The organism is Pseudarthrobacter polychromogenes, assembly GCF_014644495.1.
In the GTDB taxonomy this organism is placed as follows: domain Bacteria; phylum Actinomycetota; class Actinomycetes; order Actinomycetales; family Micrococcaceae; genus Arthrobacter; species Arthrobacter polychromogenes.
This window is the reverse complement of record NZ_BMKU01000014.1, coordinates 72,002-98,838: the sequence shown is the minus strand read 5'-3', so window position 1 is coordinate 98,838 and position 26,837 is coordinate 72,002. Positions and strand designations below refer to the sequence as shown.

The 26,837-nt window shown below is 63.1% G+C and carries 24 protein-coding genes and 2 pseudogenes; 8 read left to right on the top strand and 18 right to left on the bottom strand.

Translation table 11 applies throughout. The features are described 5' to 3' along the window. The 8 genes and pseudogenes from IEX43_RS20365 to IEX43_RS17865 all read right to left on the bottom strand — a co-directional run. Positions 1 to 227 (bottom strand): annotated as a pseudogene (locus IEX43_RS20365) (tyrosine-type recombinase/integrase); the annotation flags it as partial. Between the two features lie 177 nt (positions 228 to 404). Continuing rightward, positions 405 to 837 (bottom strand): annotated as a pseudogene (locus IEX43_RS17895) (LexA family protein). 704 nt (positions 838 to 1,541) lie between these two features. Further along, positions 1,542 to 2,345 carry an SDR family NAD(P)-dependent oxidoreductase gene (locus tag IEX43_RS17890; RefSeq protein WP_229666527.1) on the bottom strand — a complete coding sequence of 268 codons (804 nt, stop codon included), beginning with the start codon at positions 2,343 to 2,345 and terminating at the stop codon, positions 1,542 to 1,544. 38 nt (positions 2,346 to 2,383) lie between these two features. Continuing rightward, a complete protein-coding gene (gene gdhA / locus IEX43_RS17885) occupies positions 2,384 to 3,757 on the bottom strand; it encodes an NADP-specific glutamate dehydrogenase (protein WP_056388821.1) in 1,374 nt (457 codons plus the stop codon). 53 nt (positions 3,758 to 3,810) lie between these two features. Next, a complete protein-coding gene (locus IEX43_RS17880; protein WP_188813197.1) occupies positions 3,811 to 5,211 on the bottom strand; it encodes an MFS transporter in 1,401 nt (466 codons plus the stop codon). Positions 5,212 to 5,271: 60 nt separating this feature from the next. Beyond that, on the bottom strand, positions 5,272 to 6,570 hold the full coding sequence (locus IEX43_RS17875; RefSeq protein ID WP_188813195.1) for a flavin-containing monooxygenase: 1,299 nt from the start codon (positions 6,568 to 6,570) through the stop codon (positions 5,272 to 5,274). A gap of 41 nt (positions 6,571 to 6,611) precedes the next feature. Further along, positions 6,612 to 7,331 (bottom strand): SDR family NAD(P)-dependent oxidoreductase, encoded by a 720-nt coding sequence (locus tag IEX43_RS17870; protein ID WP_056388829.1) that lies wholly within the window; start codon positions 7,329 to 7,331, stop codon positions 6,612 to 6,614. Positions 7,332 to 7,538: 207 nt separating this feature from the next. Continuing rightward, positions 7,539 to 8,483, bottom strand: a complete 945-nt coding sequence (locus tag IEX43_RS17865; RefSeq protein WP_056388875.1) for a LysR family transcriptional regulator — start codon at positions 8,481 to 8,483, stop codon at positions 7,539 to 7,541. 304 nt (positions 8,484 to 8,787) lie between these two features. Here IEX43_RS17865 and IEX43_RS17860 point away from each other — a divergent pair, with 304 nt between their 5' ends. The 5 genes from IEX43_RS17860 to IEX43_RS17840 are packed head-to-tail and all read left to right on the top strand — an operon-like array spanning position 8,788 to position 12,641. Beyond that, entirely contained in the window at positions 8,788 to 9,666 is an 879-nt protein-coding gene (locus IEX43_RS17860) for a substrate-binding periplasmic protein (protein WP_188813193.1), read from the top strand. A gap of 57 nt (positions 9,667 to 9,723) precedes the next feature. Further along, positions 9,724 to 10,509 (top strand): amino acid ABC transporter ATP-binding protein, encoded by a 786-nt coding sequence (locus IEX43_RS17855; protein WP_308422253.1) that lies wholly within the window; start codon positions 9,724 to 9,726, stop codon positions 10,507 to 10,509. A 1-nt stretch (position 10,510) separates the two neighbouring features. Beyond that, positions 10,511 to 11,149: an amino acid ABC transporter permease gene (locus IEX43_RS17850; protein ID WP_056388848.1), complete on the top strand. Its 639-nt coding sequence runs from the start codon at positions 10,511 to 10,513 to the stop codon at positions 11,147 to 11,149. Further along, a complete protein-coding gene (locus IEX43_RS17845; RefSeq protein ID WP_056388849.1) occupies positions 11,149 to 11,793 on the top strand; it encodes an amino acid ABC transporter permease in 645 nt (214 codons plus the stop codon). The genes IEX43_RS17850 and IEX43_RS17845 overlap by 1 nt, the downstream gene beginning before the upstream one ends. Next, on the top strand, positions 11,793 to 12,641 hold the full coding sequence (locus tag IEX43_RS17840; RefSeq protein WP_056388851.1) for an aspartate/glutamate racemase family protein: 849 nt from the start codon (positions 11,793 to 11,795) through the stop codon (positions 12,639 to 12,641). Before IEX43_RS17845 ends, IEX43_RS17840 begins: the two co-directional genes overlap by 1 nt. A gap of 535 nt (positions 12,642 to 13,176) precedes the next feature. Here the strand turns inward: IEX43_RS17840 and IEX43_RS17835 are convergent. Continuing rightward, a complete protein-coding gene (locus IEX43_RS17835) occupies positions 13,177 to 14,466 on the bottom strand; it encodes an IS110 family RNA-guided transposase (protein WP_229666525.1) in 1,290 nt (429 codons plus the stop codon). A 490-nt stretch (positions 14,467 to 14,956) separates the two neighbouring features. Here IEX43_RS17835 and IEX43_RS17830 point away from each other — a divergent pair, with 490 nt between their 5' ends. Next, complete coding sequence (locus tag IEX43_RS17830) at positions 14,957 to 16,168, top strand: IS110 family RNA-guided transposase (RefSeq protein WP_188813191.1); 1,212 nt, start codon at positions 14,957 to 14,959, stop codon at positions 16,166 to 16,168. Positions 16,169 to 16,597: 429 nt separating this feature from the next. Here IEX43_RS17830 and IEX43_RS17825 read toward each other — a convergent pair whose 3' ends face one another. From IEX43_RS17825 to IEX43_RS17790, 8 genes are all read right to left on the bottom strand, one after another. After that, positions 16,598 to 17,539, bottom strand: a complete 942-nt coding sequence (locus IEX43_RS17825; protein WP_188813189.1) for an aldo/keto reductase — start codon at positions 17,537 to 17,539, stop codon at positions 16,598 to 16,600. Further along, a complete protein-coding gene (glpX, locus tag IEX43_RS17820; RefSeq protein WP_188813208.1) occupies positions 17,536 to 18,510 on the bottom strand; it encodes a class II fructose-bisphosphatase in 975 nt (324 codons plus the stop codon). Before glpX ends, IEX43_RS17825 begins: the two co-directional genes overlap by 4 nt. A gap of 50 nt (positions 18,511 to 18,560) precedes the next feature. Next, positions 18,561 to 19,226: a dihydroxyacetone kinase subunit DhaL gene (dhaL, locus tag IEX43_RS17815; protein ID WP_188813187.1), complete on the bottom strand. Its 666-nt coding sequence runs from the start codon at positions 19,224 to 19,226 to the stop codon at positions 18,561 to 18,563. A 26-nt stretch (positions 19,227 to 19,252) separates the two neighbouring features. Continuing rightward, positions 19,253 to 20,260 (bottom strand): dihydroxyacetone kinase subunit DhaK, encoded by a 1,008-nt coding sequence (locus IEX43_RS17810; protein WP_229666524.1) that lies wholly within the window; start codon positions 20,258 to 20,260, stop codon positions 19,253 to 19,255. 69 nt (positions 20,261 to 20,329) lie between these two features. Next, positions 20,330 to 21,049, bottom strand: a complete 720-nt coding sequence (locus tag IEX43_RS17805) for an HPr family phosphocarrier protein (RefSeq protein WP_188813185.1) — start codon at positions 21,047 to 21,049, stop codon at positions 20,330 to 20,332. Next, positions 21,046 to 21,696: a dihydroxyacetone kinase subunit DhaL gene (dhaL, locus tag IEX43_RS17800; RefSeq protein WP_188813183.1), complete on the bottom strand. Its 651-nt coding sequence runs from the start codon at positions 21,694 to 21,696 to the stop codon at positions 21,046 to 21,048. Before dhaL (IEX43_RS17800) ends, IEX43_RS17805 begins: the two co-directional genes overlap by 4 nt. Position 21,697: 1 nt before the next feature. Beyond that, a complete protein-coding gene (gene dhaK / locus IEX43_RS17795; RefSeq protein WP_188813182.1) occupies positions 21,698 to 22,690 on the bottom strand; it encodes a dihydroxyacetone kinase subunit DhaK in 993 nt (330 codons plus the stop codon). Then, positions 22,687 to 23,442 (bottom strand): MIP/aquaporin family protein, encoded by a 756-nt coding sequence (locus IEX43_RS17790; protein WP_188813180.1) that lies wholly within the window; start codon positions 23,440 to 23,442, stop codon positions 22,687 to 22,689. The genes dhaK and IEX43_RS17790 overlap by 4 nt, the downstream gene beginning before the upstream one ends. A gap of 170 nt (positions 23,443 to 23,612) precedes the next feature. Here IEX43_RS17790 and IEX43_RS17785 point away from each other — a divergent pair, with 170 nt between their 5' ends. Then, positions 23,613 to 24,371 carry an IclR family transcriptional regulator gene (locus tag IEX43_RS17785; protein ID WP_188813178.1) on the top strand — a complete coding sequence of 253 codons (759 nt, stop codon included), beginning with the start codon at positions 23,613 to 23,615 and terminating at the stop codon, positions 24,369 to 24,371. Between the two features lie 65 nt (positions 24,372 to 24,436). On the opposite strand, the gene IEX43_RS17780 is transcribed toward IEX43_RS17785, so the two are convergent. Further along, positions 24,437 to 25,411 carry an IS481 family transposase gene (locus IEX43_RS17780; protein ID WP_188813176.1) on the bottom strand — a complete coding sequence of 325 codons (975 nt, stop codon included), beginning with the start codon at positions 25,409 to 25,411 and terminating at the stop codon, positions 24,437 to 24,439. 638 nt (positions 25,412 to 26,049) lie between these two features. On the opposite strand from IEX43_RS17780, the gene IEX43_RS20360 reads away from it, so the two are divergent. Then, a complete protein-coding gene (locus IEX43_RS20360; protein ID WP_229666523.1) occupies positions 26,050 to 26,514 on the top strand; it encodes a hypothetical protein in 465 nt (154 codons plus the stop codon). Positions 26,515 to 26,837 lie beyond the last annotated feature (323 nt).

Below are 26,837 nucleotides of genomic sequence, written 5' to 3'. Positions count from 1 at the left end.
TGCATCATCCACTCATCAAAGTCCCCGGTCGTCCACTTCCACGGCCACTCGCCGGTGAAGCGATGGAAATCCCGGACTCGAGCCAAGCCGGCGGCCACGGACTTCGCCTTCAGATTCCGGCCTCCCCGCTGCTGCATCGCCCAGCCATCCAGCATGCCCTGGAAGACCGCTCCCTCCTCGTCCAGAAAAGAAATACCTGAAGCGAGATACAGAGACGCAGAGCCCATAGGGATACCCGAACCCCGCACTTGCCCTCCCATTCGTTGCACTATTCATGCATTGAATGCGAATCAGGGCCTTCAAGCAAGTCTTGTCCGCGAGATTACGGGGAGTCGCAAGCACTCACCCAGGCAAAAGAGCGCGCGCCGCGGCGGCTAAATTCGCATTTAACGGAAAAGCGCATATTAGACATGGTGCAGGCACCTCGTGGCCACGCCCCAGATGGTCAACTCCGAGAGGGCAGGCACTCTGATGTCCGCATACTTTGGATTCTCCGCCTGCAGCACCACGCCTGTGGCGGTAAGGCGCAGGCGCTTCACCGTCAGCTCCCCGTCCAGCACGGCAATCACCACCGAGCCGTCCCGGGGCTCCAGTGCCCTGTTGACGATCAGCTCATCACCGTCGCTGATGCCCGCGCGCTCCATGGAGTCTCCTGTCACGCGGACCACGAACGTGCTGGTGATGTCCTTGATCAGGTGGGCGTTCAGGTCGATCCGGCCATCGAAGTAAGTCCTGCGCCGGCGAAGGAAACCCTGCGGCGACGGGAACCGGGGCAATCAGCACTGACAACAACGAGGCGCCCGCATCTATCACGCGGGGACCGATAATAACGCCCACAACACACCTTTATTCGAATATATGTTCGATTACTTCAGTGTAGACCGTGGCTACGACAGAGCAAGAAAGACCACCCAATTGCATCCGATGCAGGATGCAGCCCGTCGTTGCCTGGGGTGGGTGAGGGCCGCTGCCCACAGCCGGGGACAATTCCGTCCGGGTTATCCACCGCTACGACTGCCGATGGGAGCTTCCCCATGGCTCCCGAAAATCCAGCCGTGGATAACCCGAATTGCCCCCAACCGTGGACAGGACCGGCGCCGAGTGCCGTTCACCAAAGCCGGACAGACGGCGGGCACTCTGCGGCTGGGCGGCGGGCTCGCACTGGTTTTCGCTGCGCTTCAACCAGGTGATGGGCGTCCGCTGGCGCGGCCGACTGTTGGGTCCAGGGCGTGCCGTCGCAGAGCTCCGGACCCCCTGAACCTGGTGTGTCTACGACGATGCTCCTATAGGCGTCAAATTGTGTTTTGAGCTGCTGTCAACCATCCCAATCATCTTGCCGGTAGATTTCCGGGCTGGGGCGCGCAATTGAGGCAGCGGACGAGTTCCCGGTTGCTTTTGCTGTCCGTCCGCCCTTTCGGTTGGCAAGATGCCATATGGACCAGGACGACATGATGCCGGACATGGTTGGCTTTGCGGACGGCCACTACCGAGGCCCGATTGCCGCTCCTTTTGCGGTAATGCCACTCGCCACTCTGACGGGTTCATCTCGCCAGGAATCCGCCATCGACGACGAGTTCCGTTCCCGTGACGAAGCTTGCGTCGTCGCTAACGAGATAAGCAACAGCCGCGGCGAGCTCGGCAGGGTCCGCTCGCCGACCGAGGGGTGTCTCCGGCACCACGCCGCCTTCCGGTTCGGCGGCGTTGATGGGGGTGTTCACACCGCCCGGCACCAGTGCATTCACTCTGATCCCATCCGAAGCAAGTTCGAGGGCGGCGGTCCGGGTGAGCCCGAGGAGCCCAGCTTTGCTCGACGCATACGAGGCGTACCCGATGGCTCCGGACGGCCCAAAGATTGAGGAGGTGTTCACTATCGAGCTGCGGGTGCCCGCTCGAAGGAGGGGGATCATTGTCTGGATGCCGAGGAACGGGCCAGTAAGGTTCACGCTGAGGATGCGGTTCCATGTTTCGAGTGATTCTTCCGCCAGCTTCGTCACACGGACGATGCCGGCGTTGTTGACGAGAATGTCCAGTCGCCCGAACCTCGTATCGATCACCTCGTAGGCGCGATGCCAGTCATCCGGGCTTGAGACGTCGAGATGAAGGTACGTGGCGTCGAAGCCTTTGGCCCGGAGTTCTTCCGCGGTCTTCTGCCCGTCTTCGTCGAGGACATCTGCGAGATAGACCGTCGCACCTTCGTTTGCCAGCCGAAGGGCATGGGCTGCTCCCTGACCCCGTGCGGCGCCGGTGATGAGAGCCACGCGATCGACGAGGCGCCGCGGGGATGGATCAATGAGAGATGGGTCGGTCGGCATGTTTCCCTTTCGGTTGAAGCTGTGCGGGGTCATCGTCACCACGTCGGCAACGGAACCTACTTGTGTGAGTCTTAGACGATTCCTTGGGCGAGCATTGCGTCGGCGACACGGATGAATCCACCGATTGATGCGCCGGCCACGTAATTATCGGGGTCGCCCGTGTAGGTCGCAGCGGTGGCCCGGACGTGGTCATGGATGTGCCGCATGATGCTTTCGAGGCGGGCTTCGGTCTCCCCGCGGCTCCATGACGCCCTCGCCGCGTTCTGTTGCATCTCCAATGCCGAAGTGGCTACACCGCCGGCGTTGGCAGCCTTGCCGGGACCAAACAGGACTCCGGCATCTCGGAACAAGGCAACAGCACCAGCGGTGCAGGGCATGTTGGCGCCTTCAGCGACGGCCTGGACACCGTTGCGGATGAGTTCGGCCGCGTGCTGTTCTCCGAGTTCGTTCTGCGTCGCGCAGGGGAGCGCCACATCGCAGGGCAGATCGAAGACTGATCCTCCGGCCACGTACTTCGCTGAGGGCCGTTCGGCTGTGTATGCGGAGAGCCGGGCCCTCTGCACTTCCTTGACCTGCTTGAGCAGGGCGACATCAATGCCGGCCTCATCGAGAATGTAACCGCCGGAATCGGAGCAGGCGATTACGGTTGCGCCGAGCATCTGGGCCTTCTCGATGGCGTAGATGGCGACGTTTCCTGAGCCGGACACGACTGCTCTGCGTCCTTCGAGCGTCCGGCTCCGAGTCGCGAGCATGTCCCGCAGGAAGTAGACGGCGCCGTAGCCGGTCGCTTCGGTCCTGGTGTGCGATCCGGCCCACCCGATGCCTTTGCCCGTGAGGACGCCTGCCTCGAAGCGGTTAACGATGCGCTTGTACTGGCCGAACATGTACCCGAGTTCGCGGACGCCGACGCCGATGTCTCCGGCCGGTATGTCGGTGTGTTCACCGAGGTGGCGGTGCAGTTCGGTGATGAAGGACTGGCAGAACCGCATGACCTCGGCGTCGCTGCGCCCCGCGGGGTTGAAATCGCTGCCGCCTTTGCCGGCGCCGATGCCTTGTCCTGTCAGCGCGTTCTTGAAGATCTGCTCGAATCCCAGGAAACGGATGACACCGAGATCGACGGTCGGGTGGAACCGGAGTCCCCCCTTGAAGGGCCCCAGAGCGCTGTTGAATTCGACACGGTATCCGCGGTTGACCTGCACGATACCGGCGTCATCGACCCACGGGACACGGAACATGATTTGGCGTTCCGGTTCGACGAGTCGGTCGAGGATGCGGGCCTCGACGTACTCTGGATGCCGTACCAGGGCCGGTTCAAGGTTGGACAGCACTTCGTCGACTGCCTGATGAAACACTGCTTCTGCCGGGCTGCGTCGCCGAACGGTCTCGGCCAGGTCCGCGACATACGGGGATGCCGTGGTATTCAGGCGGGTATCCGTGATGGTCATGTTTGCTTCATTCCTTCTTCTTGCGTCGAATGCCTTTGACGGGCGCAGCGTGGCTAAAGCGCTACCGTGCCGGTCGCCTTAGCCTGGGAGGGGGATGTTTTGTGACCTTCGGCCGGGGACTGCGCTGCGGAGGCGAGGTTGCGGTTGCGGGTTTCCTCGGCCCAGAAGAGGCTGATCACGAAGCCCAGTGCTGTCAGCCCGGCGCCGATGAGCATGGTCGGTCCGGTACCGAGGCCGCTGAGCGAGACCGGGACCAGGTAGGTGCCAATGGCTGCGCCGATGCGGCTCACCGCAGTGGCCAGGCCCACGGCGCTGGCCCGCAGCTGAGTGGGGAACAACTCGTTCGGGTAGATGAACACCAGGATGTTGCCGGCCCCGTTGATGACCGCGAAGAGGAAGAAAAACGCCATCACGAACCAGCCGGGAGCGTCGGGCCAGATGCCCAGCGGAACGAGGGCGAGGGCCCCGAAGAGGAAGCTTCCGAGGATCAGTGGACGCCTGCCACGGCTCTCCACCCATTTCATGCCCGGGAAGGATCCAAGGAGGAACCCCAGGTTGAGGATGATCTGTCCAAGCGTCGCCCCGGCGGTGTCGTCGCCGAAGCCCAGGTGCGAGAGGATGATCGGGCCATAGGTGAACAGGGCGAACTGCGGGATGGCGAAGCACATCCAGGTCAGTCCGCAGAAGAGGATCCGGCGCAGGTTCATGCCGCGAAGCAGATTAGTGAACCTGGCAGGGCGCTGCGGCTCTTCCTGAGCCACCATGTCGGTGATTTCCTCGGTCGTAACTTCGCGGCCGAGAACCGACGAAATGTCCTTGCGCGCCTCTTCGGTACGTCCCTTGGTGATGAGCCATCTGGGGGATTCGTGCGCCCCCATGCGGAGCAGCATGACGATGACGCCGAACACGGCGCCACTGGCGAGCATCCACCGCCAGGAGCCGGCGCCGAGGGCGCTGGTGAACGCGAACCCGACAAGGTACGCGACGACGGCACCCAGAAGCCAGACCACCGACAGCAGCCCGATCATGGCCCCCCGGTACTTTTTGGGCATCCATTCGGTGAGCAGTGAGGTGGCGATGGGGTAGTCCGCGCCGACCGCGAGACCGACAATGAAGCGCAAGGCGATGAGCTGCCAGCCCGCATCGATCCAGAGGCATGCCACCGATGCAATGATCATCACCAGCAGGTCGGCCGTGTACATCACACGCCGACCGATACGGTCTGTTACGGGGCCAAAGACCAGGCTGCCGACGAAGAGCCCGACGAGGGACACGGCACCAGCGATGCCGATGCTTGCAGGGTCCAGAGCGAGGTCGGAGTTGGCCCCGGTCAGTGCAACACCGATGATGCTTAGCAGGAAGCCGTCCAGGAACGGGCCGCCCGAGCAGGCCGCGATCAGTCGTTTGTGATATTTCGTGAGCGGGCTGTCGTCGATGAGATGGGTGCTGCTCATTGGGGGTCCTTGGGTTTGGTCAGGGGATTTGAAGAGATTCGTCGGGTCGGACAGGATGCTTCACTTCGCGAGCTTCGCCGGGTCCGCCGGGGCCGTGGCCGCGAATGCGTCGAGCAACCGCCCGGTGTCGGTGATCTGGTCATTCCAGATGTCGCGGGGGATGTCGATTCGGTCATCCGCTTCCTGGAGCCGCCGCAGGTAGGCGGCGATTCCTGCGTCGCCGTCCCGGGCGTTTTCGTGCATCGAGATCATCCGCGCGACGATTTTGGCTTGGACGCCGTAGACCGGGATCTGGGGGCCGCGGGGTGCGGTCATACCTATGTAGTAGAGCTTCTCGAGTCCTTGCGGGATGATGCCCGCGGCGTAGCGCAGCGGATTGCCCTTGCGCCGTGGGACAAGTGCGTCATCGAGGAAAGGCAGGCTGGAGTGGAAGCCTGTGGCCCACAGGATCGTGTCATAGTCCTTGGAGGAACCGTCCGAGAAATGCACCGTGTGCCCGTCGAAACGCTCAATGCCTTGGCCGATCACCCCAACGCGGCCGTGGTGGATCCAGTACAGCAGCAGGTCATTCACCACGGCAGGACCGTCGGCGAGGGCGCGGTGCTGGGGTACCGGGAGCCCGGGGTAGTCGGTGTTCTGGCCGATCGAGACGCGGGCGAGCAGCCGTGCAATGAGGTCCTGCTCAGAGGGGGAGAACTCGGCCATGAAGTCCAGTTCAGCGCGCGGGCGGCCGAAGTACATTTTCGGCTGGAAGTATGCTCCGTGCCGGATGAGGACGTCGGCTTCGAGCCGGTGTTGTGCGACGTCGACGGCGAGGTCGCAGCCCGAGTTGCCGGCGCCGACGACCAGCACCCGCGTCCCTTGGATGTCGCCGACGTTCTTGTAGGCGCTTGAGTGGATCTGCTTTCCGGCGAAGGTGCCGGACACCGAGGGAATCTTGGGATGCCACAGGTGCCCGGGGGCGATCAGCACCCCATCGTAGATTCCCGCGCCCTTGGATGTGGTCACGTTCCACCCTGCTGAGCCCACTGGGCCATCGGTTTTAACCGGGGTGACGGACAGGACTTCGGTGTTGAACATGATCCGCTTGTCGTGCCCTCTCGCCTTTGCGAAGGATGCGATGTAGTCGCGGATCTGGTCGCGCCGCGGGAAGTGTGGATAGTCCCCGGGCATCGGGAAATCCTCGAAGATTGTCTGATTGCGTGAAGTGATCAGGTGCAGGGCGTCGTAGTCGGTGTTCCAGTGCCCACCGACGCGGTCACTCTTCTCGTAGCAGTCCACGTCGAAGCCGCGCTGGGTCAGGACGTCGAGGGCGGACAGGCCGGCTGCGCCGGCGCCGATCACGCAGTAGGTGCTCATAGTGTTCGTTGTTCCTTTGGATGATGTGATGCGCGGGGTGGTCAGCGGAGGACGTCGCCGCCGGAGAGGACGATGGTCTCCCCGGTCATGAAGGACGCGTCAGGGCTTGCCAGGATCGCCACCCATCGGGCGATTTCCTCGGGCTCGGCCACACGGCCCAGCGGGATACCGGCGGACGTGGCTTCCATGCGGCCGGTGGCCGCGTTGCCGGGTGTGTTGACCCATCCTGGCGCGATCGCGTTGACGCGGATCCTCCTGGGTGCCAGTTCCAGGGCCAACTCCTTGGTCAGCATGACGACGGCTGCCTTGGAAGCGCCGTAGAGAAGCTGGCCGGGAGAGACAGTGAACGCGTCGACGGAAGCGAAGTTGACGACAGCCCCTCCATTGGGCATATGGGCCACGGCCTCCGCGGTCGTATTCAGGATGCCCAGCACGTTGACATCGAATATCCTGCGGTAGAGGTCCTCGGTGAAATCGGCCAAGGTGCTGGGCGGGTAGATACCGGCAACGTTTGCCAGGAGGCCGACTTCTTTCGATGTGGCAGCGACATGTTTTGCTATGGCGTCCCGGACCTGGTCACGATTGGTGACGTCCACCTCGACCGTTCGAATCGTCTCTCCTGCGACCTCGAACTCGGTTGCCACCCGGTCGAGGGCCAGGACGTCCCAGCCCTCCTTGACCAGGGCCTCCGAAGCCGACCGGCCCATGCCGCTCGCGGCACCCGTGACGATCGCGATTCCCATGCTCGAAGCAGGCATCATAGAAAATTCCTTAGTCTGGACTTGGCTCGTTGTGCAACAGGTCACTTGGGAACTGCTGATAATCCAGTATTGAGCGGGCTGAAAAGCCCGTCTACGGCCATCTGCGAGGGCCAGCCATAGGTTTTTCCTAGGGGCGGGGGCGAGGCCTGAACTCGGGGGTGCTCGGGCTCCGCCGCGAGCCGGTCCCTGTCCGCGGGATCGGTGCGATCAGTCGGAGGCGGGGCTGGTGGGCCGGGTCCGGGCCATCTGCAGCCGGGCGAGGATGCGCCGCGCCAATCGCATGAATTCGGCGGTAGCGGGGGAGACCGCGCCGGCCCGGCGGGTAATGAATGCGTAATGCTCGGTTACGGGGGGCTCCAACGGGGCCCAGAAGAGTCCTTGCTCGGCTATCAGCGAGCGTCCCACGTGGAAGGATACGAGCGAGTCTCCGACCCCCCGGGCCGCGAGCTCAAGTGCGTGGGTCTGGAATTCGACCTCCACGATGGGATCGAGAGTCATGCCCGCCGACTGGGCACGCTCCAGGAGTGAGACGCGCAGCGGATCATCATGAGACCATCGGGATTCGGAGAGGATCAGCGGGCGCTGGGCGAGTGTGGTTATGTCCACCGGCTCGCGGGTATGTTCCGCTCGTCGCGAGACGTAGACCACCTGGTCCACGAACACGGATTGCGTCACCACGAGTTCGCGGCTGTCAATCGGGAGCTGGACGAGTCCTGCTTCGAGATTGCCCTCGCGCACAGCGTCTGCGACCTCCGATGAGTTCAAGCCGGTCACCCGGATCCGAACTCCCGGGTGTTTAATCCGAAACTCTTCGATCAGCTCGCTCAGGAGGTACAGATGGGCGCTGCTGAACGTGCCGAAGGACACCGTCCCCTCCTCGAGGGAACGGACTCGCCTGCTCATCTCGGCCATCGCTACGACGTCGGCAATCGCCCTTTCGGCAAGAGGCAGCAGGTCCTGGCCTGCGTCGGTCAGGATCAGTTTCCGGGCAGTGCGGGTGAACAGGGCGACCTCTAGGGTCCGTTCGAGTGCTGCGATCTGCTCGGAGAGGCTCGGTTGGGCGATGTGGTGAACTTCGGCTGCGGCGGCGAAGGTCCGCAGGCGCGCGGCAGTGACGAAGTACTCGAGCTGCCTGATCGTTGGGAGAGGCATGCAGCGGCCCATCTATAGGAAAATCCTTGGTCTTCCACAAGATACTCCATATTGCTCGTGGATATCCCCGTTGATGTACTTGGTGACCAACGCAGGGAAACGCTTCGGGGAGAAGAAAGCGAACAATCTCTCCGTCACAGTTGCCGCCTCACCGGCGACGTCCCGCTTCGCCACAGAGCCCGTCCGGCCTGAAGACCTCTCCGGCATTCGGTTCTGAATCTCCCAGTCGACCGCTCCGCCGCGCGAGTGGCCCGATGGCACTTTTTCCAGAAGCACCGCCCCCAAGCAAAGGAAGCACCCCGCCATGATGCACCCCCCGACGACCCGCACGTTCCGCACCATTGCCTTCCTCGGCGTCATCGCCGCGTCCGTCGCCCTTTCGGGCTGCGAGTCGGCAACGTCAGCTACGTCCTCCGTCTCATCCGATTGCACCCCGAAGGATAAAGGACTAACGACGTACACCCCGGGCACGCTGACCGTTGGTGTTCCCGAGAACCCGCCCCACACGAAGACCGAGGGGACCAGCGCCTCGGGCCTGGAAATCGACCTTGTGACGAAGCTTGCCGCAGCAGAATGCCTCAATGTCGCTTACGTTCCCATCACCTACGCCAACGGCATCCCGATGATCAGCGAGCAAAAGCGGACCGACATCAGCACCGGCGGATGGTACGTCACCGAGGCCCGCGCTAAGCAGGTCGGCTACACGACACCAACCTTCTACGACACCATGGGCATCGTCTCCAAGACAGGCGCCTCAACCGTATCCGACCTCCAATCCATCGGGACAGTCGGCACCGGCACCGGATTCTCCTGGAACGAGGACATGACTAAGGTCCTGGACGGGAACCTCAAGCAATACCCGGGCACCGTCGAAATGAAACAGGACCTGGTGAACGGGCGCCTGCAGGCCTCACTCGACGGGTACGCCGTCGCCGTCGCCGCGTATAAGGGGACCGACTTCAAGGTAGAGCCCGCCAAGACGGATGACCGGGTAGCGATCACGACATCGCAGCCGACGATCGCCTTCCCCGTCGCAAAGGAGAACACCGCGCTCTCCAACGCCTTCAGCGCCCTGATCGACTCATACCGCACGGACGGGACCCTCACCTCCCTCCTGACCAAATACGATCTCCCGGCCGACCTCCTTGTGCCCGCAGACAAGGCAGCAACCTCCATCCGTTGACCCCTGAGCCGGGCGCCGCCCCCTCGGCGCCCGGCTCGTACCCAAGGAGTTCCGTCCGTGTCCCAACAGCTGATTACGGAATCACAACAGGTCACGTCCGCAGGCGTGACGATCACCAACCTCTCCAAGAAATACGGCGACAACCAGGTTCTCGACAACATCTCCATTAACGTCAAGCCAGGCAGCGTCACAGCACTGATCGGTCCCTCCGGATCGGGAAAAAGCACACTGCTGCGCTGCATCAACCTGCTTGAAATCCCCGACGAGGGCACAATCACGGTTGGGACAACTACCGTCGAGGCAGGCACTAAGGTCAGCGACCGCGCCCTCCTTGACCTCCGCCGTCAAGTCGGAATGGTCTTCCAGTCCTTCAACCTGTTCCCCCACATGAGCGTTCTTCGCAACATAGCCTTTCCGCAGGAAAAGATCCTTGGACGCAGCCGAGAGGAAGCCGAAGAACGCGCCCTGACCCTCCTGGACCGCGTGGGGCTCCGGGAAAAGGCACAACATCACCCTGACCGATGCTCGGGCGGTCAGCAACAGCGCATCGCCATTGTCCGGGCGCTGGCGCTGAACCCCCGGGCGATGCTCTTCGATGAACCGACCAGCGCCCTCGATCCTGAGGTCGGCCTCGAAGTCCTGGCCGTCATGCGGGAACTCGCCGCTGGCGGAATGACCATGATCGTGGTCACTCACGAGATGCAGTTCGCACGCGACGTTTCTGACCACCTCGTGGTCATGGCGGATGCGCACATCATCGAAGAGGGCCGCCCCGCTGAGATCATGGCCAATCCCGTCCAGGAGCGTACCCGCCGCTTCCTTAGCGCCGTCCTGGAACGCTGACGTGGAAGTCATCGCCATCGTCCTCCTAGGACTACCCATGACGTTGCTCGTGACGGTTTCCTCCTTTGGAATCGGTGCGATTATGGCCATTCCCCTCATGCTCGGGCTGCGTTCTAACTACCCCCCGATACGCGCTGTTTTTCGCCTGATCGTGGACCTCATACGCGGGGTGCCCACCATTGTGTGGCTGTTTCTGCTCTACTTCGGCGTGACCTTGGGTCACCTGCGGCTCACCTCGCTATCGGCCGCCATCGCCGGGCTCGGGATCGTCTCGAGCGCCTATCTCGCTGAGATCTACCGTGGCGGCTTCGCAACACTCGCCCGTGGCCAGATTGAGGCATCCCACGCGCTGGGTCTTAGTCCAGCCACCACCTTCATCCGTGTGCTCGCACCCCAAGCACTACGCACCTCGCTGCCGTCGATCACCACTTTTCTGCTGGCCCTCCTAAAGGATTCGTCAATCGCGTCGACCATCGGCGTGACCGAAATGGTGTTCTCGGCAACCACGTTCTCGCGCCAGAACCCCGGTACTGCTGGACTTACACCGTTCTTCATCGCTGCAGGCGTGTACGTCGTCGTGAGCGTCCCGCTCGCGATCGTCGCCCGGCGGCTCGACTCCCGTCTCCGGAGGAACAACTGATGGACTTCGTTCAATACCTGCCCCAGCTGGGCCAAGGACTGCTCGTCAGCCTCCAGCTGACTGCCATTTCGGTGACCTTCGGCTATGCGGCCGGCATGCTCCTCGCCCTTGGCGTCTCATCCCAGCTGCCCTGGCTGAAATGGCCCACGCTCATCATCGTAGAAGTCGGAAGAGGCATCCCCTCGCTCGTCGTTCTCTACGTCGTCTACTACGGTCTGCCATCCATTGGCCTGCTCTTCGACAACTTCGCTGCCGCTGCCGCCGGCCTCACTTTCACCGTTGCTGCATACTCATCCGAGATGCTGCGTGCGGGCATCCAATCGGTCCACCGTGGGCAGAACGAAGCCGCCATGGCCCTCGGGCTCCCACAAACATCGACCTTCACCCGCATCATCCTTCCCCAGGGTCTTCGCTCGTCTATACCGGCCCTCATGGGCCTGGCCATCCAGTCATTCCAAGGCACGTCCCTGGCCTACTCCATCTCAGTGAGCGAGTTGATGAGCAAGGCCTACCAGAGCAGTTCCATCACCTTCCAGTACTTACAGATCTACGCGATCACGGGACTCGTCTTTGCGGTCATCGCCGTACCGTCGACATGGACCTCCGTCTGGGTAGAACGCCGGCTTGCCAAGGGCTTCGCCTGATGAAGACGATAACTTGGCTCGAATCCACACACGGCGATCCCGAACTCAACGAGCTGTGGGAATTCCTCGCACAGCAGGTAGAAGTCCTCGCCGCAGGGCGCGCAAAGACGCAGCTACGACACGTCTCGGTGGCCGCGGGCGGCATCCGAGCGCCTGCGAACAGGCTCATGAACGACGCAGCGATTCTCGCCAGCAGCCTCAAAATGCAGATGGAATCCGACGCCGTAGTCATCGGTTGCTGGGGCGCTCCAACAGAAGCTGTTCGATCCGCGCTCGGAATCCCGGTCACCAGCCTGCCAGATGCCAGTACCCGTGCAGTTGGAAGCCTCGCCAAGCGGGCAGTCGTCGTGACCGTAGCACCCTCCCTCGCACCAATCTTCACCGACGACCTCGTCCGTCTGGGCGCCAGCGGATTCCTGGCGGATCGGCCGGTCCGATCCTATGACCCCGAATCAACCCACGAAGATGTATTACGAGCCATCAACGATCCAGCCGACCTGATTCATCGCTTCGACAAAGCGGCGGAAGAAGCAGTCCGGGACGGGGCGGACGCGATTGTCGTAGGTTGCGGCTACCTCGCTCCAATCTTCTCCGCTCATGGCTATGAGAGCGTCCTAAACCACCCGGATGTTCCGGTACTGGACTGCAACCGCATTGCCTTCGAACACGCCCTGCAACTGTTGGCTCTGGACACCGCAGGGATCCGGCCTTCCCAGCGGGGATACGTCCGCCCCATCGGAGCTCGACAGGACTTACTCACCGAGGCCGCAGGGCGGCTAACCGACTCCGACACCCCAAAAACCAAACGCCGCTCACCCCGGCTCGGACCTGCTGCCGCCACCGGTTAACGAAAAGGCAAACAATAATGAGACTTCAACACACCGTCCAAGCCATCGGGGAGGCCACCCCCACCGGGCCGCAGACCGGGGAACACTGCCCCACGACCGGGTGGTGGGTCGTACAGGGTTCCGGCCGACCGCGTTTCATCGCTGAAGGGGACCTAATGCCACCCTTCGACGGTCGTCCCGTGACCTGGGCGAAGCAACACACTTCTGATTCACCGCCGCGGAAGGTGGCTCCGATGCACGAACCACCGCCTGTTGACCAGTCAGCTTTCAGCTTTGGTCCCCAAGGGGGAGCTGTCCCGAGCCCCAACCCCGGAGGATGCGACGATAGGTGCCTATTCTGCTCGCTTCCGGAAACCGACTGAATGACCGTCCCCCTAAGGATGCTCCCGTAGGCGGAACTAGCCAACCCGGAAGCACCCAATTACTCAAAGGAGTAGGTGGGTGCTTCTCTGCTTGGGGCCCAGGCGCCAGCGAGGAGCTGCTCGCGTGGCGGCAGGCGAAGCCCCAACGGATAGCGAAATGCAGCAGAGAAAGCTCATACAGGCTGGCTTACGGCCTCTGGTAAAGCACACGTCTTGGCAGCTGATGTCAGGGGACGTGTGAAGCGTTGTACTTGGCACTGGTCCGTGAGCCATTGTCGGTAGGTTGCCGCCAAGTCGTCGTTACGGATGTGCCCGCGTTCCAGACGCGAGAGGATGGAAACCCACTGGCCGAGTTCGCCGGCCACAGTCGTGATAGTGATCCCGAGTTCGGTCCGCATCCGGCGGAGGTCGGAGTTATCTGGTGCAGGCCGGGGGTTGGTGATCTGGCGGTAGATTTCCCGGGCTGCGTAACGCTTGAGGCAGCGCATGATTTCGCGTTTGCTCTTGCCCTCGGACGTGCGTTTAGCCACGTAATCCTTGGTCCGTTGACACGAACCCATGCGCACCAGGACCACCTGATGCAAGGCGTTATTGGCGCTGCGGTCGCCGCCTCTACTGAGCCGGTGTCGGGTTGTCTTGCCGGATGAGGCTGGTACCGGGGCGACCCCGACGAGCGAAGCGAACTGGGCCTCGTTGCCCAGGCGGTCCGGGTTGTCGCCGAAAGTGATCAACAGCTGACTGGCTACCTCGGTCCCTACTCCTGGGAGATCACAAAGCATCGGAGCATAGCTATCTAGGATTTCCTTGAGCACCGCGTCAGCAGCCTCGATTTCTGCTCCCAGTGCTTGGCAGCGTGCTGCCAACGCCTTGAGCGTCATAAGCGTTACGTACTCGGGGTCAGCCATGTGCCCGGAAGGTCTCGTGCGTTGTAGGGCAGTAATCAGCGCGGAGGTGGCCAGCGCCCGGTATTTCGCCCGGATCTTGTCCGGGGCCGAAACGAGGAGCGCCTTGATCTGGTTGATGGCCGCGGTTCGGGCCTTGATGGCTGACGCCCGCCCGGAACGCACGATCCGCAGGCATTCAACGGGCCCATCCTTGGCCTTTGGGATCGCCTTCGTCCGCCCCTCGAGCACGGACTTGGCGGCCTGGTAGGCGTCCAACGGGTCGGACTTCCCCTTGAGCCGTCGTGCGGCCCGGTTCGGCCGGTTTACCTCCAGCACAGTGAGCCCTTCACCCCGAAGTGTTCGGGCTAGCTCGGCACCGTACGATCCGGTTCCTTCGACACCGATGGCCACGACTGTGCCGTAGGAGGTGATGAAGTCGATAATTTTCCGGTATCCGGATCCCACGGCCAGGAATTCCTTGTCCGCGATGGGTTTGCCGTGTTCGTTGATCACGGCCACATGGTGTGTGTCGGCGTGGGTGTCGATGCCCGCGATGACTTTAGTTGGTTCGCTTGCCAAGATGGAAATTGCCCCCTCAGTCGAGTTCGATACTGATCGGGCGCGGGCCAGGTGGGCAGACAAAACGGTAATGGGACTGGTCGTATCAGGCTCCTATGAGGTCATGTCCGCCTGGCTCGACACCCCTTTTAACGGACCTTGAGCCGGGGGACAGATCGTCGGGAAGACAGTGCCGCCTGGTACGTCAGTTTTTGGCTGGGTCACGCCGGCTCAAGGACTGTTCCAGTATTACCGTTTTTTGGCTGCTGTCCTTATGTTGTTACCGGGCTCAGTTCCGCGGCCGTTGTAGGGTCGTGGCTACCCAGGGGAGGTGGGTATGGCTTTGGTTGCTGTGCCGGGCGATCTCGTGACGGCTTCGAAGGATTGGCCGCCCGCCACCCCGCGATGACCCGACCGCTGATTGAGAGACGCGACATGATCGCCGGATAAGGACACGACGGCGCGGTTATCTGCTGGGCTCTAACCCCATCCAACAGACTGGAGGCTGTTCTTGGTGCAACTCTGGGCCGGCATCGACGCCGGCAAAGCCCATCATCACTGCGTTGTTATCGACGGCGACGGTAACCGTCTGCTCTCCCAACGGGTCCCCAACGATGAACCAGCCCTGCTGCAGCTCACGGCAAATGTACTTGAGCTCGCAGGTGGGGACGACGTGGTTTGGGCGACCGACCTGAACCATGGGGGACCGGCGCTGCTCATTGCCCTGCTCGTCGGTCACGGCCAGAACATCCTCTACATTCCCGGCCGCACAGTGCACCACGCTTCCAAGATTTACCGAGGCGAAGGCAAAACAGACGCGAAAGACGCCGCGGTAATCGCCGACCAGGCCCGGATGCGGACTGACCTGCAACCCCTACGCGCGGGAGATGAGATCAGCACAGGGCTGCGGATCCTCACCGCGAGGCGGGCCGACATATCCGCGGATCGGGTCCGGGCGATCAACCGTCTGCAGGCCCAACTGCTCGAATACTTCCCCGCGTTGGAACGGGCCTTCGACTACAGCCGTTCCAAAGCCGCCCTAACCCTGCTGACAAAACACCGCACTCCAGACGGAATCCGGCGAACCGGACAGGCCAGGATCCACGCCTGGCTGAAGAAGCAGGGAGCCAGGTCCTCGGCAGCCGTCGCCGAGGCAGCAGTCGAGGCTGCAAAATCCCAACACACCACGGTTCCCGCCCAACACATGGGCGAGGCGATCGTCGCCGCACTCGCCCGCGAAATTCTCACCTTGAACGAGGAACTGTCCGAACTCGATGCATTGATCTCCGAGAAAGTCACCGCGCACCAGCACACCGAGGTGCTGTTGAGCATGCCCGGATTCGGACCAGTCCTCGCTGCCGAATTCCTCGGTGCAACCGGCGGGGACCTCACTGTCTTCCAGTCTGCCGACCGGTTCGCCGGTGTGGTCGGCCTCGCCCCGGCACCCCGGGACTCGGGAAGGGTCAGCGGCAACCACCACAGACCCAGACGCTACGATCGACGGCTCCTGCGCGTCTTCTACCTCTCTGGTCTCTCAGCCTTGAAGTCATGCTCCGCCTCGCGAGGCTACTACGACCGAAAACGGGCGGAAGGGAAATCTCACATCCAAGCGATGCTCTCACTTGCCCGGCGTCGGTTAAACGTCCTCTGGGCCATGCTCCGCGACGGCACCACCTACACGCCGGCGCACATCCCGGCGTTGGCACCACCACGGGCCGCCTAACGCTCGTCGAATTACGGGCATCGAGGGGTCGGAAATCCGGCCGGTGAGGCAGCCCTGAATGGACGGACAGAGCATGATCCCGGCGCTGTGACCCAGGCTTCAGCAGAATGCGGGTGCGACGTCGAGGACTACATCGCTGAGGCATTCCGCCGCACCGCGGAATGGATCGCCGCAGGAGAGCTGCCCGATTAGCTGATGAATGGCGATACACCGAGCACACAGCATCCGTCGCTGCCAGGCGGACCAGCAGCGTCAGCGAAGTTAATCGTCGCCTACTGCCGCATGAATGGCACCTCGCCCACGGTAGCGGCCGGGCCAGGCAGAAGAAGAGCTAGGACACACCTTCAGGCCCGTAGGCGTCGTTCCTCGTCGCCGGCCACCTTCCTTATGGCACTGGCAGAGCAATAAGTGAGGTCCATTGTTGCTTTCTCAGGCCCAGGCCAGAGATGCCCGGCCGGCCCAGTATCCGACGGGTTCGGTAGTCAACTCGCGCACGTCCGGGGTCAGGGTCCGGGGGGCCCTGGCGGCAAGATTCCCCTGCAATTGCTGGGTGGTGACGGCGCCACTGAGGACGACGTCTGCCCATGGCTGAGCAAGGGCGGCACCGATCGCATACGCGTCCGTGGTCTGGTGATCCCGCCTTGCAAGCCCGATCACCTCGTCAATCGCTCCGCGGTCTGTGAGGCGACCATTGGCAAGTGCTTCTTTGACGACCACCAACCATCCCGCAGCGTGGGCCTGTTCCAGCGCGGGCGCCGCCGACTGCTCCAGTACGTTCCATGTTGCCTGGACGACTGTGAACGGTGAATCCGGCACAGCCACGGCATAGTCAATGACTTCGCCTTGGGCCGGTCCGCTGGTGGAGAGCCCGACACGGATCCCCGTGCTGGCGAGTTGCCGGAGCCGCTCCAGCAGGTGGGTGTCCGTCAGAGCCGGGCTGTCCGGGGTTACCGAGTGAATCAGGTAGAAGTCGGGCGTGCTCCCCAGTGCCTGCACAGTCTGGGGCCACTGCCGCTCGAACATGGCAATGGAATGCTCCTTGCGTTCATGCACTTCGGCGTCCATCTTCCAGTTACCGACGTACTCGTAACCCCATTTAGACCCGATGACGAGGTCCCTGCGCCGCCCGGGGTGGCTAGCCAACCAAGATCCAAGGTACTTTTCGGCGTGCCCGTAGGATCTGGCTGCATCGAAGTACCGCACGCCGGCATCCCAAGCTGCATCGAGCAGCCGGTGCGCCCGGTCCTGCAGGTACGCTCGTGTCCGTTGTGATTCATCTCCCAGGTCCCCGCTGCGGCCAGCGGTAATGTAGGCCGGGCGGCCAATGGCGGCCAGCCCCAACCCGATACGGCCGTGGTTCCTCCAGGTCATGCCGGATACCTTTCAGTGAAGTGGTCGGACTGCAGCCTGCGCATCGTTCCCGTTGCGCTGCTGAGGATCAGGCTTTCGGTGCGGATCGTGTTCCCGTTGCGTTGCACACCCCTCAGCAGGTCACCGTCGGTCAGGCCCGTCGCAATGAACAAGGCGTTGGTTCCCCGAACCAGGTCATCCGCCTCCCAGATGCGGGAGGCGCTGTCCGCGGGTTCGGCGTACTCAGCATCGAAGGGGTGCAGACGTACCTGCATGTAACCGCCGAGAGCTTTTACGGCGCATGCCGTCAGTATCCCTTCGGGACTTCCGCCGACTCCGATCGCCATGTCGATGGGGGAGTCATCGCGTGCGGCATTGATGCCGGCCGCAACGTCGCCGTCGGGAATCAGCAGGGTGATGGCCCCGCTGGCCCGGATCTCCTTGATCAGGGACCCGTGGCGGGGACGGTCTAGGACAGCAACCTGCAGCTGCCCTACTGGTTTACGTTTTGCTTCCGCCAGGGCCCGGATGTTATCGGCAGGGGATTTGTCGAGATTGACCACACCGTACCCGGCGCCGTCCGTGACGATCTTGTCCATATAGAACGTCGCGGAGGCGTCGAGCATAGTATCGCGGCCGGAGACGGCGATCACGCACAGCGCATTGGGCAGCCCGGCCGCGGCGAGACTGGTTCCGTCTATGGGATCCACTGCGATATCGACGCGGGGCCCCTGCCCCGTGCCGACCAGTTCGCCGTTGTACAGCATCGGTGCCGCGTCCTTCTCTCCTTCGCCGATGACAATCCTTCCGGCGATATCGACAGTCGAGAGATAAGCGCGCAGTGCATCAACCGCTGCAGCGTCGGCAGCATTCTTATCGCCGCCGCCGATCCATGGCTCCGCGGCGATCGCCGCCGCTTCCGTGGCGTGGACGAGCTCCAGTGCGATGTTCCGGCCCAGGCGTGAGCTGCCGCCGGCCCAAAGGTGCCGCAGCCGATCCGTGTCAGAACTACCGGTGGGCTGCGTGATCGCCGTCGACCCCACTAGGCCGTGGCGCCCAACGGCTGCCAGGCCCGGGCTGCGCCGACAGTGTCAGCGCCGGCCTCAAAGAACAGCGCGATGGTGACAGCGCCGGGATCGAGGACACCGCGCGCGAGTTCCCCGACGTAGGTAGCCCTGCCGCGTGCGGCGATGAGACCGGCGGTGGACTCGGCGCCGACCCGGGCGGCCAGGGCTGCTTCCAGGAGCGCTTCGCCCAGGGTGCTGCCGCGCTCTGCAGACGCCGTGAGGGCAACAGATGCCGGTGCCAGCGCGTCGATCATCGTGTTGTCACCGACTTTGGCGCCGCCGAGTTTCTGGATGGTCCCAAGGCCTGCGGTGATGCCTTGGGCAACGTCAGCGACGGATGCTGTGTCGTTCCTGGTGCTCTTGGCGATGTCGCGGAACCACATCCCGAACAGCGGACCGCTGGTGCCTCCGGTGGCCATGAAACCACGGCTTGCGGCCTGGAACACGGTGGTGAAGGTCGCGTCAGTGCTGGATGGCAAGCCTGCCCTGGTGCGTTCCAGGGCGGAGGAGATGTTGGCGCCGAAGTCGCCATCACCGGCGAGCCGGTCCAGCTCTGTCAGGTAGGCCTGAGTCGAGTCGAATCGTTCGCTGAACGAGGTGATCCACGTCAGGGCAGCGGTGCCGTCGATGAGGTTGGTCATGGCATTTCCTTTATTCGTTGTGTTTGTTACCAAGTGAGGGCCGCTGTGCGGACGGAGTCGTCCCACAGGCTGACCAGTTCTTCGTCGGCCACGGTCAGGGTGACGGAGAGGCCGTGCATGTTCAGGGAAGACACGTACGTGCCGGCCAGTGACCGGGCGACGCTGATGCCGCGACCGTTGAGCAGGTTGTGTACGTGGCGGGCAGCAATGGACAGCTCGAGCGGGTAGGCTCCGCCGAGGCCGTTCACGATGGCAATCACCGACTGGCCGCGCTTGACCTGCAGACTGTTCACCAAAGGGGTGACGAGCTGTTCGATCAGGTCATCGGCGGGTGCATAGGCGATGCGGCCGGTGCCGCGTTCGCCGTGGATACCCACCCCGAATTCGACCTCGTGCGGTTCCAGCTCAAACGCTGACGTGGACTCACCGGGATGGGCGCCCGCGTCCAGGGCGATCGCCAGGCTGCGTGAACGGGCTACGACGTCGCGGCCGCGTGTGACGATCGTGGAGACGTCGGCACCCCGCTCGGCGAGGGCGCCGCATACCTTTTCGACGGTGACGACGGCGGCAGTGCCGCGGCGTCCGGGACCGTCGCTGCCATTGTCTGATGCGAGGTCGTCGTCAACCAGGACCTGCTCGACAGGGACCCCGTCGTCATCGGCCAGTGAAGCAGCGATCTGGAAGTTGAGGACATCGCCGGTGTAGTTCTTGACGATCTGCACGACACCTGCTCCGGTGTTGGCGAGTTTGGTGCCTTCGTGCACCTGGTCTGCTGTGGGGCTGGCAAACACGGCGCCGCAGACGGCGACGTCGAGCATGCCGCTTCCGACGAATCCGGCGTGCAGCGGCTCGTGGCCCGAGCCTCCGCCGGAGACAAGCCCGACCTTGCCGGGGGTCAGGATCTTGCGGGAGATGAGGTTGTGTTCGTTGTTGAACGTCACCAGCTCCGGATACGTCAGGGCGAATCCGTCCAGGGCTTCGTCGATGACGCGGTGAGGGTTGTTGATGATGTGTCGACGCACGGCTGTGGGCATGAGAATACTCCGATTTCTGCTGATAGGGGAGTGGGAAAGAGGGGGGAAGAAAAGCGGTCGGGAAGGAGGCTACGAAAGCTCGCCGAATCCTTGGAGGACGAGTTCCTTCACTGCGTTCACGGCCTGCGGGGCATCGGGGCCGCTGGCCTCGATCCGGATCCGGTCGTTCTTGCAGGCGCCGAGGGACAGCAGTCCGATCACACTGGACGCGTTCACTGGCCCCCGTCCGGAGGAGGTGTTTGTCAGTTCGATGTCGGAGCTGAACTCTCCGGCCATCTGCACGAGCAGCGACGCCGGGCGGGTGTGGAGGCCCATCGGATTGATCAGGCGTTCCTCTGCGCTGACGACGGGGCTTCCCGGGTCGGTGTGTTCGGCGGATGAAGCGGCCTGGCCGGTGGCGTCCTGTGACTTCTTTGCGGCCAGGGCGTTGCTCGCGTCAGCGGCAATGTCGGCCAGTGAACCGCCTGCGGCGGCGCCGACTACGGCAGCTGTCGTTGCTTCGACGAAGGGTCCGTCGCTGATCACGACCTGGTGGGTGCTGCTGCGGATCTCCAGGGCCAGGGACGAGCTGAGGATCGCTGATCCCAGGTCGGTGATCACGAGCACGCCGTCCGTTTTGGCGAGGTCATCGATGGCTGACGCGATTGCTGTTGCGTCAGTACCGAATCCACCGGCAGCACCGGCCGCGATACGGATGGGCGGCCGGGCGCCGTGAACCATTTGCAGTGCCAGGTCCATTGCCGCGTTGGCCAGCGCTTCGCTGTGTGAGACGAGGACGATGCCGATCACTGGGCAGTTCCTTCCCCGACGGTGGCAGCCAGCGCAGCAACCAGGATCGCCGAGGAGGCGGCTCCCGGATCGATGTGTCCGGCGCTGCGTTCACCGAGATAGGACGCCCGGCCCTTGCGTGCAACGAGTGGTTCGGTGGAGTCCCGGCCGGTCGTCGCCGCTGCGGCGGCAGCCGCAACTGAATCATGCAGTCGCAGACCGTTGGCCAGGGATTGGTACAGTGCCGTGACGGCCGGTTCGAGGGCATCAACCATCGTCTTGTCGCCAACTGCCGCGTGGCCGCGGGCGACGACGCCGTCCACACCGGCACGCAATGCTTTCTCCAGTTCGGAGGCGTTCAGTTGCTCGCCCGAAGGACTGTTTCGGCCCATTTCAAGGAAGAAGGTGCCATACAGTGATCCGCTGGCTCCGCCCACACTGGAAACCAGGGTCATTCCGACGGCCTTGAGCAACTCCTGTACGGTGCCTGTCGCCCCGCCGTTGAGTTTGGCGACCACTGCGCCTGTGCCGCGGACCATGTTGGTCCCGTGGTCGGCATCTCCAATCGCCGAATCCAGCTCGGTCAGCCAGTCCGCCTGTGTGGTGATCTCCAACGCGAAGCGATGCAGCCACTGCTGGATCGCGTCCATCGTGAGTGAGTCTGACATGTCAATCCTTCCAGCGGAGCGCGGGGGTGTTCACCGGTGCGTCCCAGAGATCGAGAATTTCGTCGTCTGCCGCGACCAAGGTCAGGGAGCAGCCGGCCATGTCGAGACTGGTGACGTAATCTCCGACCAACGAGCGCGCTACCTTAATATTGCGCTCGTTGAGGCGGTCGGAGACCTCGGCGAACATTGCGTAGAGCTCGATCAGCGGGGTTCCCCCGAGACCGGTCAGCAAAGCGATGACCGGTTTGCCGCCGAAGTTATAGTCGGTGGTGATCGACTCGACCAACGCGTTGGACAGTTCTGCGGCCGACATCACCGGGACACGTTTGCGTCCGGGTTCGCCGTGGATACCGACGCCGAGTTCCATTTCGCCCTCGGGGAGGTCGAAGCTGGGCCTGCCGACGGCAGGAACGGTGCAGCTGGTGAGTGCTGCGCCCATGGAACGTCCCGCGTGGGCGACCCGTTCGGCGAGCCCGTGTACCTTTTCCAGGGACCAGCCGCGGGCAGCTGCTGCGCCGGCGACCTTTTCCAGGATCAGCGTGGTGCCGACACCGCGCCGGCCTGCTGTCCAGGTGGAGTCCTCCACCGCGACGTCATCGGCGACGATGACTGTGGCAATTTCGATTCCCTGCTCCTGGGCGAGTTCTGCTGCCATTTCAAAGTTGAGCAGGTCGCCGGTGTAGTTTTTGACGACGAAGAGCACTCCGGAGCCGGTGTCCACCCGGGTCGCTGCGGCGAGGATCTGGTCCGGAGTCGGTGAGGTGAAGATTTCACCGGCGCAGGCTGCGTCCAGCATTCCGGCGCCGACGAACCCGCTGTGCAGGGGTTCGTGGCCCGAGCCGCCGCCGGAGACCAGCGCGACACGTCCCTCCCGTGATGCGGTGCTGAAGACGATGCGGTTTTCGAAGTCCACTGACAATTCACGGTGGGCGGCGGCGACACCGCGCAGTGCGTCTGCAAGCAGCGTCTGCGGGGAGTTGATCAGCTTGTTCATGCCCGGGACTCCTGTTCCGTCAGCGCTTCGGTGAGCGAGGTGCGGTCAGCCTGGGTTCGTGAGATGAGTCCGAACAACAGTGCGGCGGCAACGCCCGCGGCAAGTTCAGCAATAACGTACACGGGCCACTGTTCCCAGTGAACGGTTCCGCCCATCAGGGACTGTACGAGCATCGGCCCGGTCGTCCTGGCGGGGTTGATTGAGGCTCCGGTGACAGGAGCGACCGGGATGATTGCGGCGAAGACGATGAAGCCGATGACGATGCCTGCGAAGCCGGGTGCGGCCTTGCGGTGGATCACGCCGAACACTGTGAAGACCAGGATGAACGTGCCGATGAACTCAGCAGTGAACGCCTGCCAGATGGGGATGTCACCGTAGGCCGCCACTCCGAGGCCCAACTCACTGGCCTTCTGGCCGAGCACTGCGATGATCGCGAAGGAGCCGGCAACGGCGCCCAGTACCTGGGCTCCGAGGTATCCCGGCACGTCGCGCCACGGGAACTTCCCTGTTGCTGCAAGGGCCACGGTCACTGCGGGGTTGATGTGGTTTCCCGAGATGTAGCCAAAGACGTAGACGGTGCCAATGACGACTGCACCAAACGACAGGGAGATGAAGCCCAGCTCCGAACCGGTGAACGGCTGGTCGCCGCGGGCGATAGCCAGGGCGGGGACGGATCCTACTCCGACGAATACGAGGAACGCGGTCCCCAGGAACTCTGCAGCGAGGCGCTGCCACATGCGGTTGTCGTCCATGACGAAAGTTCTCCTTTGAACGGTGGATGAAATTAGCTGAAGAGTAGGATTCGACATTGCCGACTCTTATTCGGTATTATCGAATCATGCCGTTTAGGTTCCCTGATTGTCAAGGGGCTAAATTGACATGTCGGACGGATAAGCCAACCGATGATGGGAGAGTGGGGGCTGTGATCCAGTCAATTGACCGCGCGGCGAAGATCCTCGGGCTCCTCCAAGGCGCCAGACGCCTGGGAATCTCCGAACTGGCGGCGGCGCTGGAGCTTCCGCCTTCCACGGTCCATGGACTCGTGAAGTCCCTGCAGGCGCACGGTCTTGTCGCCCAGGAGAGCTCAGGGAACCGTTACGCTCTTGGTCCGGCGCTGCTAAAACTCTCCAGCGTCTACCTCGACACGCTGGATGTTCGCTCCCGCGCGATGCGGTGGATGCATGAGCTATCGCGGAAGACCGGCTACGCGAGCCGGTTGGGTGTGAACCTTCTCGACGAGGTTTTGATCATTCACCACGACCGCCGCCCCGACGGCACCGAGCAAATGCCGGAAACCGGACTCAACCTGCCCGCCCACGCCTCTGCCCTCGGGAAAGTTCTGCTCGCCTACAACCCCGAGCTCGAACATGACGTGCTCAGCAAGCCGCTGGTCGAATTCACCGGCGACACGATCACCGACCCTGCAGTCCTGCGTTCGCAGCTTGAGGAAGTGCGGAAAAATGCGCTCGGGCTGGAGTACGAGGAAGCAGTGATCGGCGAGGCTTCCATCGCGGCCCCCGTCTACGGTGACAGCGGGAACGTCATTGCCGTGTTGTCGGTAGTGATCCCCGCCAACGAGTGGCCGGCAAGCGAGACCATCGTCCGTGAACTTCGCGATGCGGCGTGGACAATTTCAAAGGAACTCGGGGCTTCTGTCTGGTCGTCGCAAGTTGGCCGCTAGACCAGATATGAACTTGTCCGGAGCGATCCCTGGGCTTCTCTTCTTCAGCAGCGTGCTAGCTGTACTCAGCCAGTAGGTTGGTTGCACCTGCTGATGGGTGGTTTGCCTCCGAGGCTGCCGTGGGGCCGGTGGTTGTTGTAGAAGTTTAGCCATGGCTGCAGGGCGTCGGTGCGTGCTTGATTTGAGGTGAAGGGTTGCCGGTAGGCCCAGCCTTCTTGCAGGGTGCGGTTGAAGCGTTCTGCTTTACCGTTCTGCCAGGGATGGCGGGGCTTGATCAGGATGTGTTTGGCGCCCAGTGCAGCGAGTGCGTTCTGGAAATCGCGGGAGAGCCGATAGGCGAAGGCGTTGTCAGTCATGACGCGTTTGACCGGTGCACCGTGGGCTGCCATAGCTGCCGCGGCCCGGGTGAGGAACCCGGCGCAGGTTGGGCCTTTCTCGTCGGGCAGGACCTCGGCGTAGGCGAAACGGGAGTGGTCATCAACGGCCACGTGTACGTAATCGAAACCGACCCTTTCGTGGCCGGTGGCATGGTTGCGGGCGGACTGTTTCGGGTCCGCCCGCCATCCGCCGCCATCTGGGATCCTGCCGAGCTTCTTCACGTCGATATGGATCATGTCGCCCGGAGTGTCGCGTTCGTAGCGGCGGTCGGTGGCCCGTGAAGCCCGAATCCGTTCCCCGGTCACGGGGTCCAGGTCCCACAGCCTGGGCATCCCGGCGCGGGCCAAAATGCGTGAGACAGTCCGGGCGCTGGTGCCGCAGCGCAGGGCCAAGTCCATCGGGCCCTCGCGGTGTTCCACGCGTTGAGTTAGGACATCGGCAACGACTTCCGGCGGGGTGGCGTGCGGGCAGGACCTCGGACGGGAGCTGCGGTCCTCAAGCCCGTCCCAGCCCTGGATTTTGTACCGGCTGATCCAGCGGTGGGCGCAGGTCCGCGAGACGCCCATTTCCTTCGCGACATGGGCTACGGGCCGGCCGGCAAGGACGCGCTCGACGAGGATGCGCCTACCGTTTGGAGTCAGGCGGGCATTACGGTGGGACATGAAGACCTCTTAGTCGTTGGCTGTGTGTGGTAACCACCAACCTAAGAGGTCTTCACCTATTCACGATGTAACCAACGTCCTGACTCAGTACAGCTAGCCCGCAACCCTCCCCAGCGTCTGCTCCAAGGCCGCCATCAGGACTGAGCGCCGGTGGCTTTCCAGCAGGTCTACTGGGCGAGCTCCTTGCAGGGCCGGGCATGGTGTGATCATCCAGGCGGATGAGGTAGTTGTGCGCGAACCGCTGTTCCTTCGGTTGATGGAAGAGCGCCACGAACTACACCTACACCGGCCCTCGCAATGATGAGCGCGTCACAGCCGGATCGACCGGGTTCCTCAACGGCTCCACTGCGACGTGCTGGACAGCAAGGCAAGATTCCGGCCCGTACCCACAGCAACAATGGCCGAGTTGGAAACAGTGTCGCCAGTCAGGGAGTACAGAGCGTCGTCTCCCGGTGCCTCGGTGCCTGCCAGTATTTGGGACCACCTGCGCGGCACTGGGCTCCGTGATATTTACAACGGTCAACGTCACCAAAGCCCAATCCACGTTAGAAGTCGGAACACCGCCTTTACCCAGAATCTGAAACGGATACCAAGTGTCCGGCGCCAGCGTTCCATTAATCCCACCCAGGCCCGTCCGCGTGTCCACCATCCTCCCCTGCACTGAAGGCGTGGACTGCACTGGAGTCACGGCCCCGTCTTTCCATGTCACTTTGGCCGTTTTCGCGGCCCAGGCGGACACCTCATCCGTTGACCAGCTCCGCGCAGTTCGGGAACCGGATCCACACCTTGACAGGGATTCCGGGAAAGCCATTCTTGGCCGGGAAGTGCTCAAAATCGAGCTCTTCCGCCCTCAGCCCGATCGGACCGGCACGCCGCACGTACTGCCTTTGCAGTTCGGAGGCTTGCTCTGGTCCACCCTCGCCGAGTATGAGCGCGAGCTGATCATCGAGCGGGTCAACGCCGACGCCGCGGCAGCCAGCCAGAACGGAACCCGCTCGAAGGGACGCACCGGAAGACGCCGCCCGGCTCGTGGGCGCTGGAGTCGCGCAACGCTCTACCGCCACCAGCAAGCCCTCGTTGCGCGCCAGAACAGCACCCCGTAGGTGCTGCTGAACGGCGGGTGAGGAAAGGCCCATTTACCAGGCTCGCCTGTCCAGCGCCTGAGTTGGAGATCGGTCCTCGTTTCGCTCGGGCTGTAGAAGCGTTTTTTCTGTTTTTGCTGCTGTCCTGCGGATCGTATGTGCCCGCTCAACCGTCCTTCGGACGGCTGCGCAGCGGATGCCCTGTGTCGGCGCTTCGCTTATGTCCTCCCACAACCCATCCTCTGCTTGCCCTTCGGGTGGCCCCGGCTCCGTCGGCCACAGCTACGCGTTGCTCCGCCAGCAGGCAAAAACCACGGGGAGAAGGGAAGCCGACCGGTCACGTC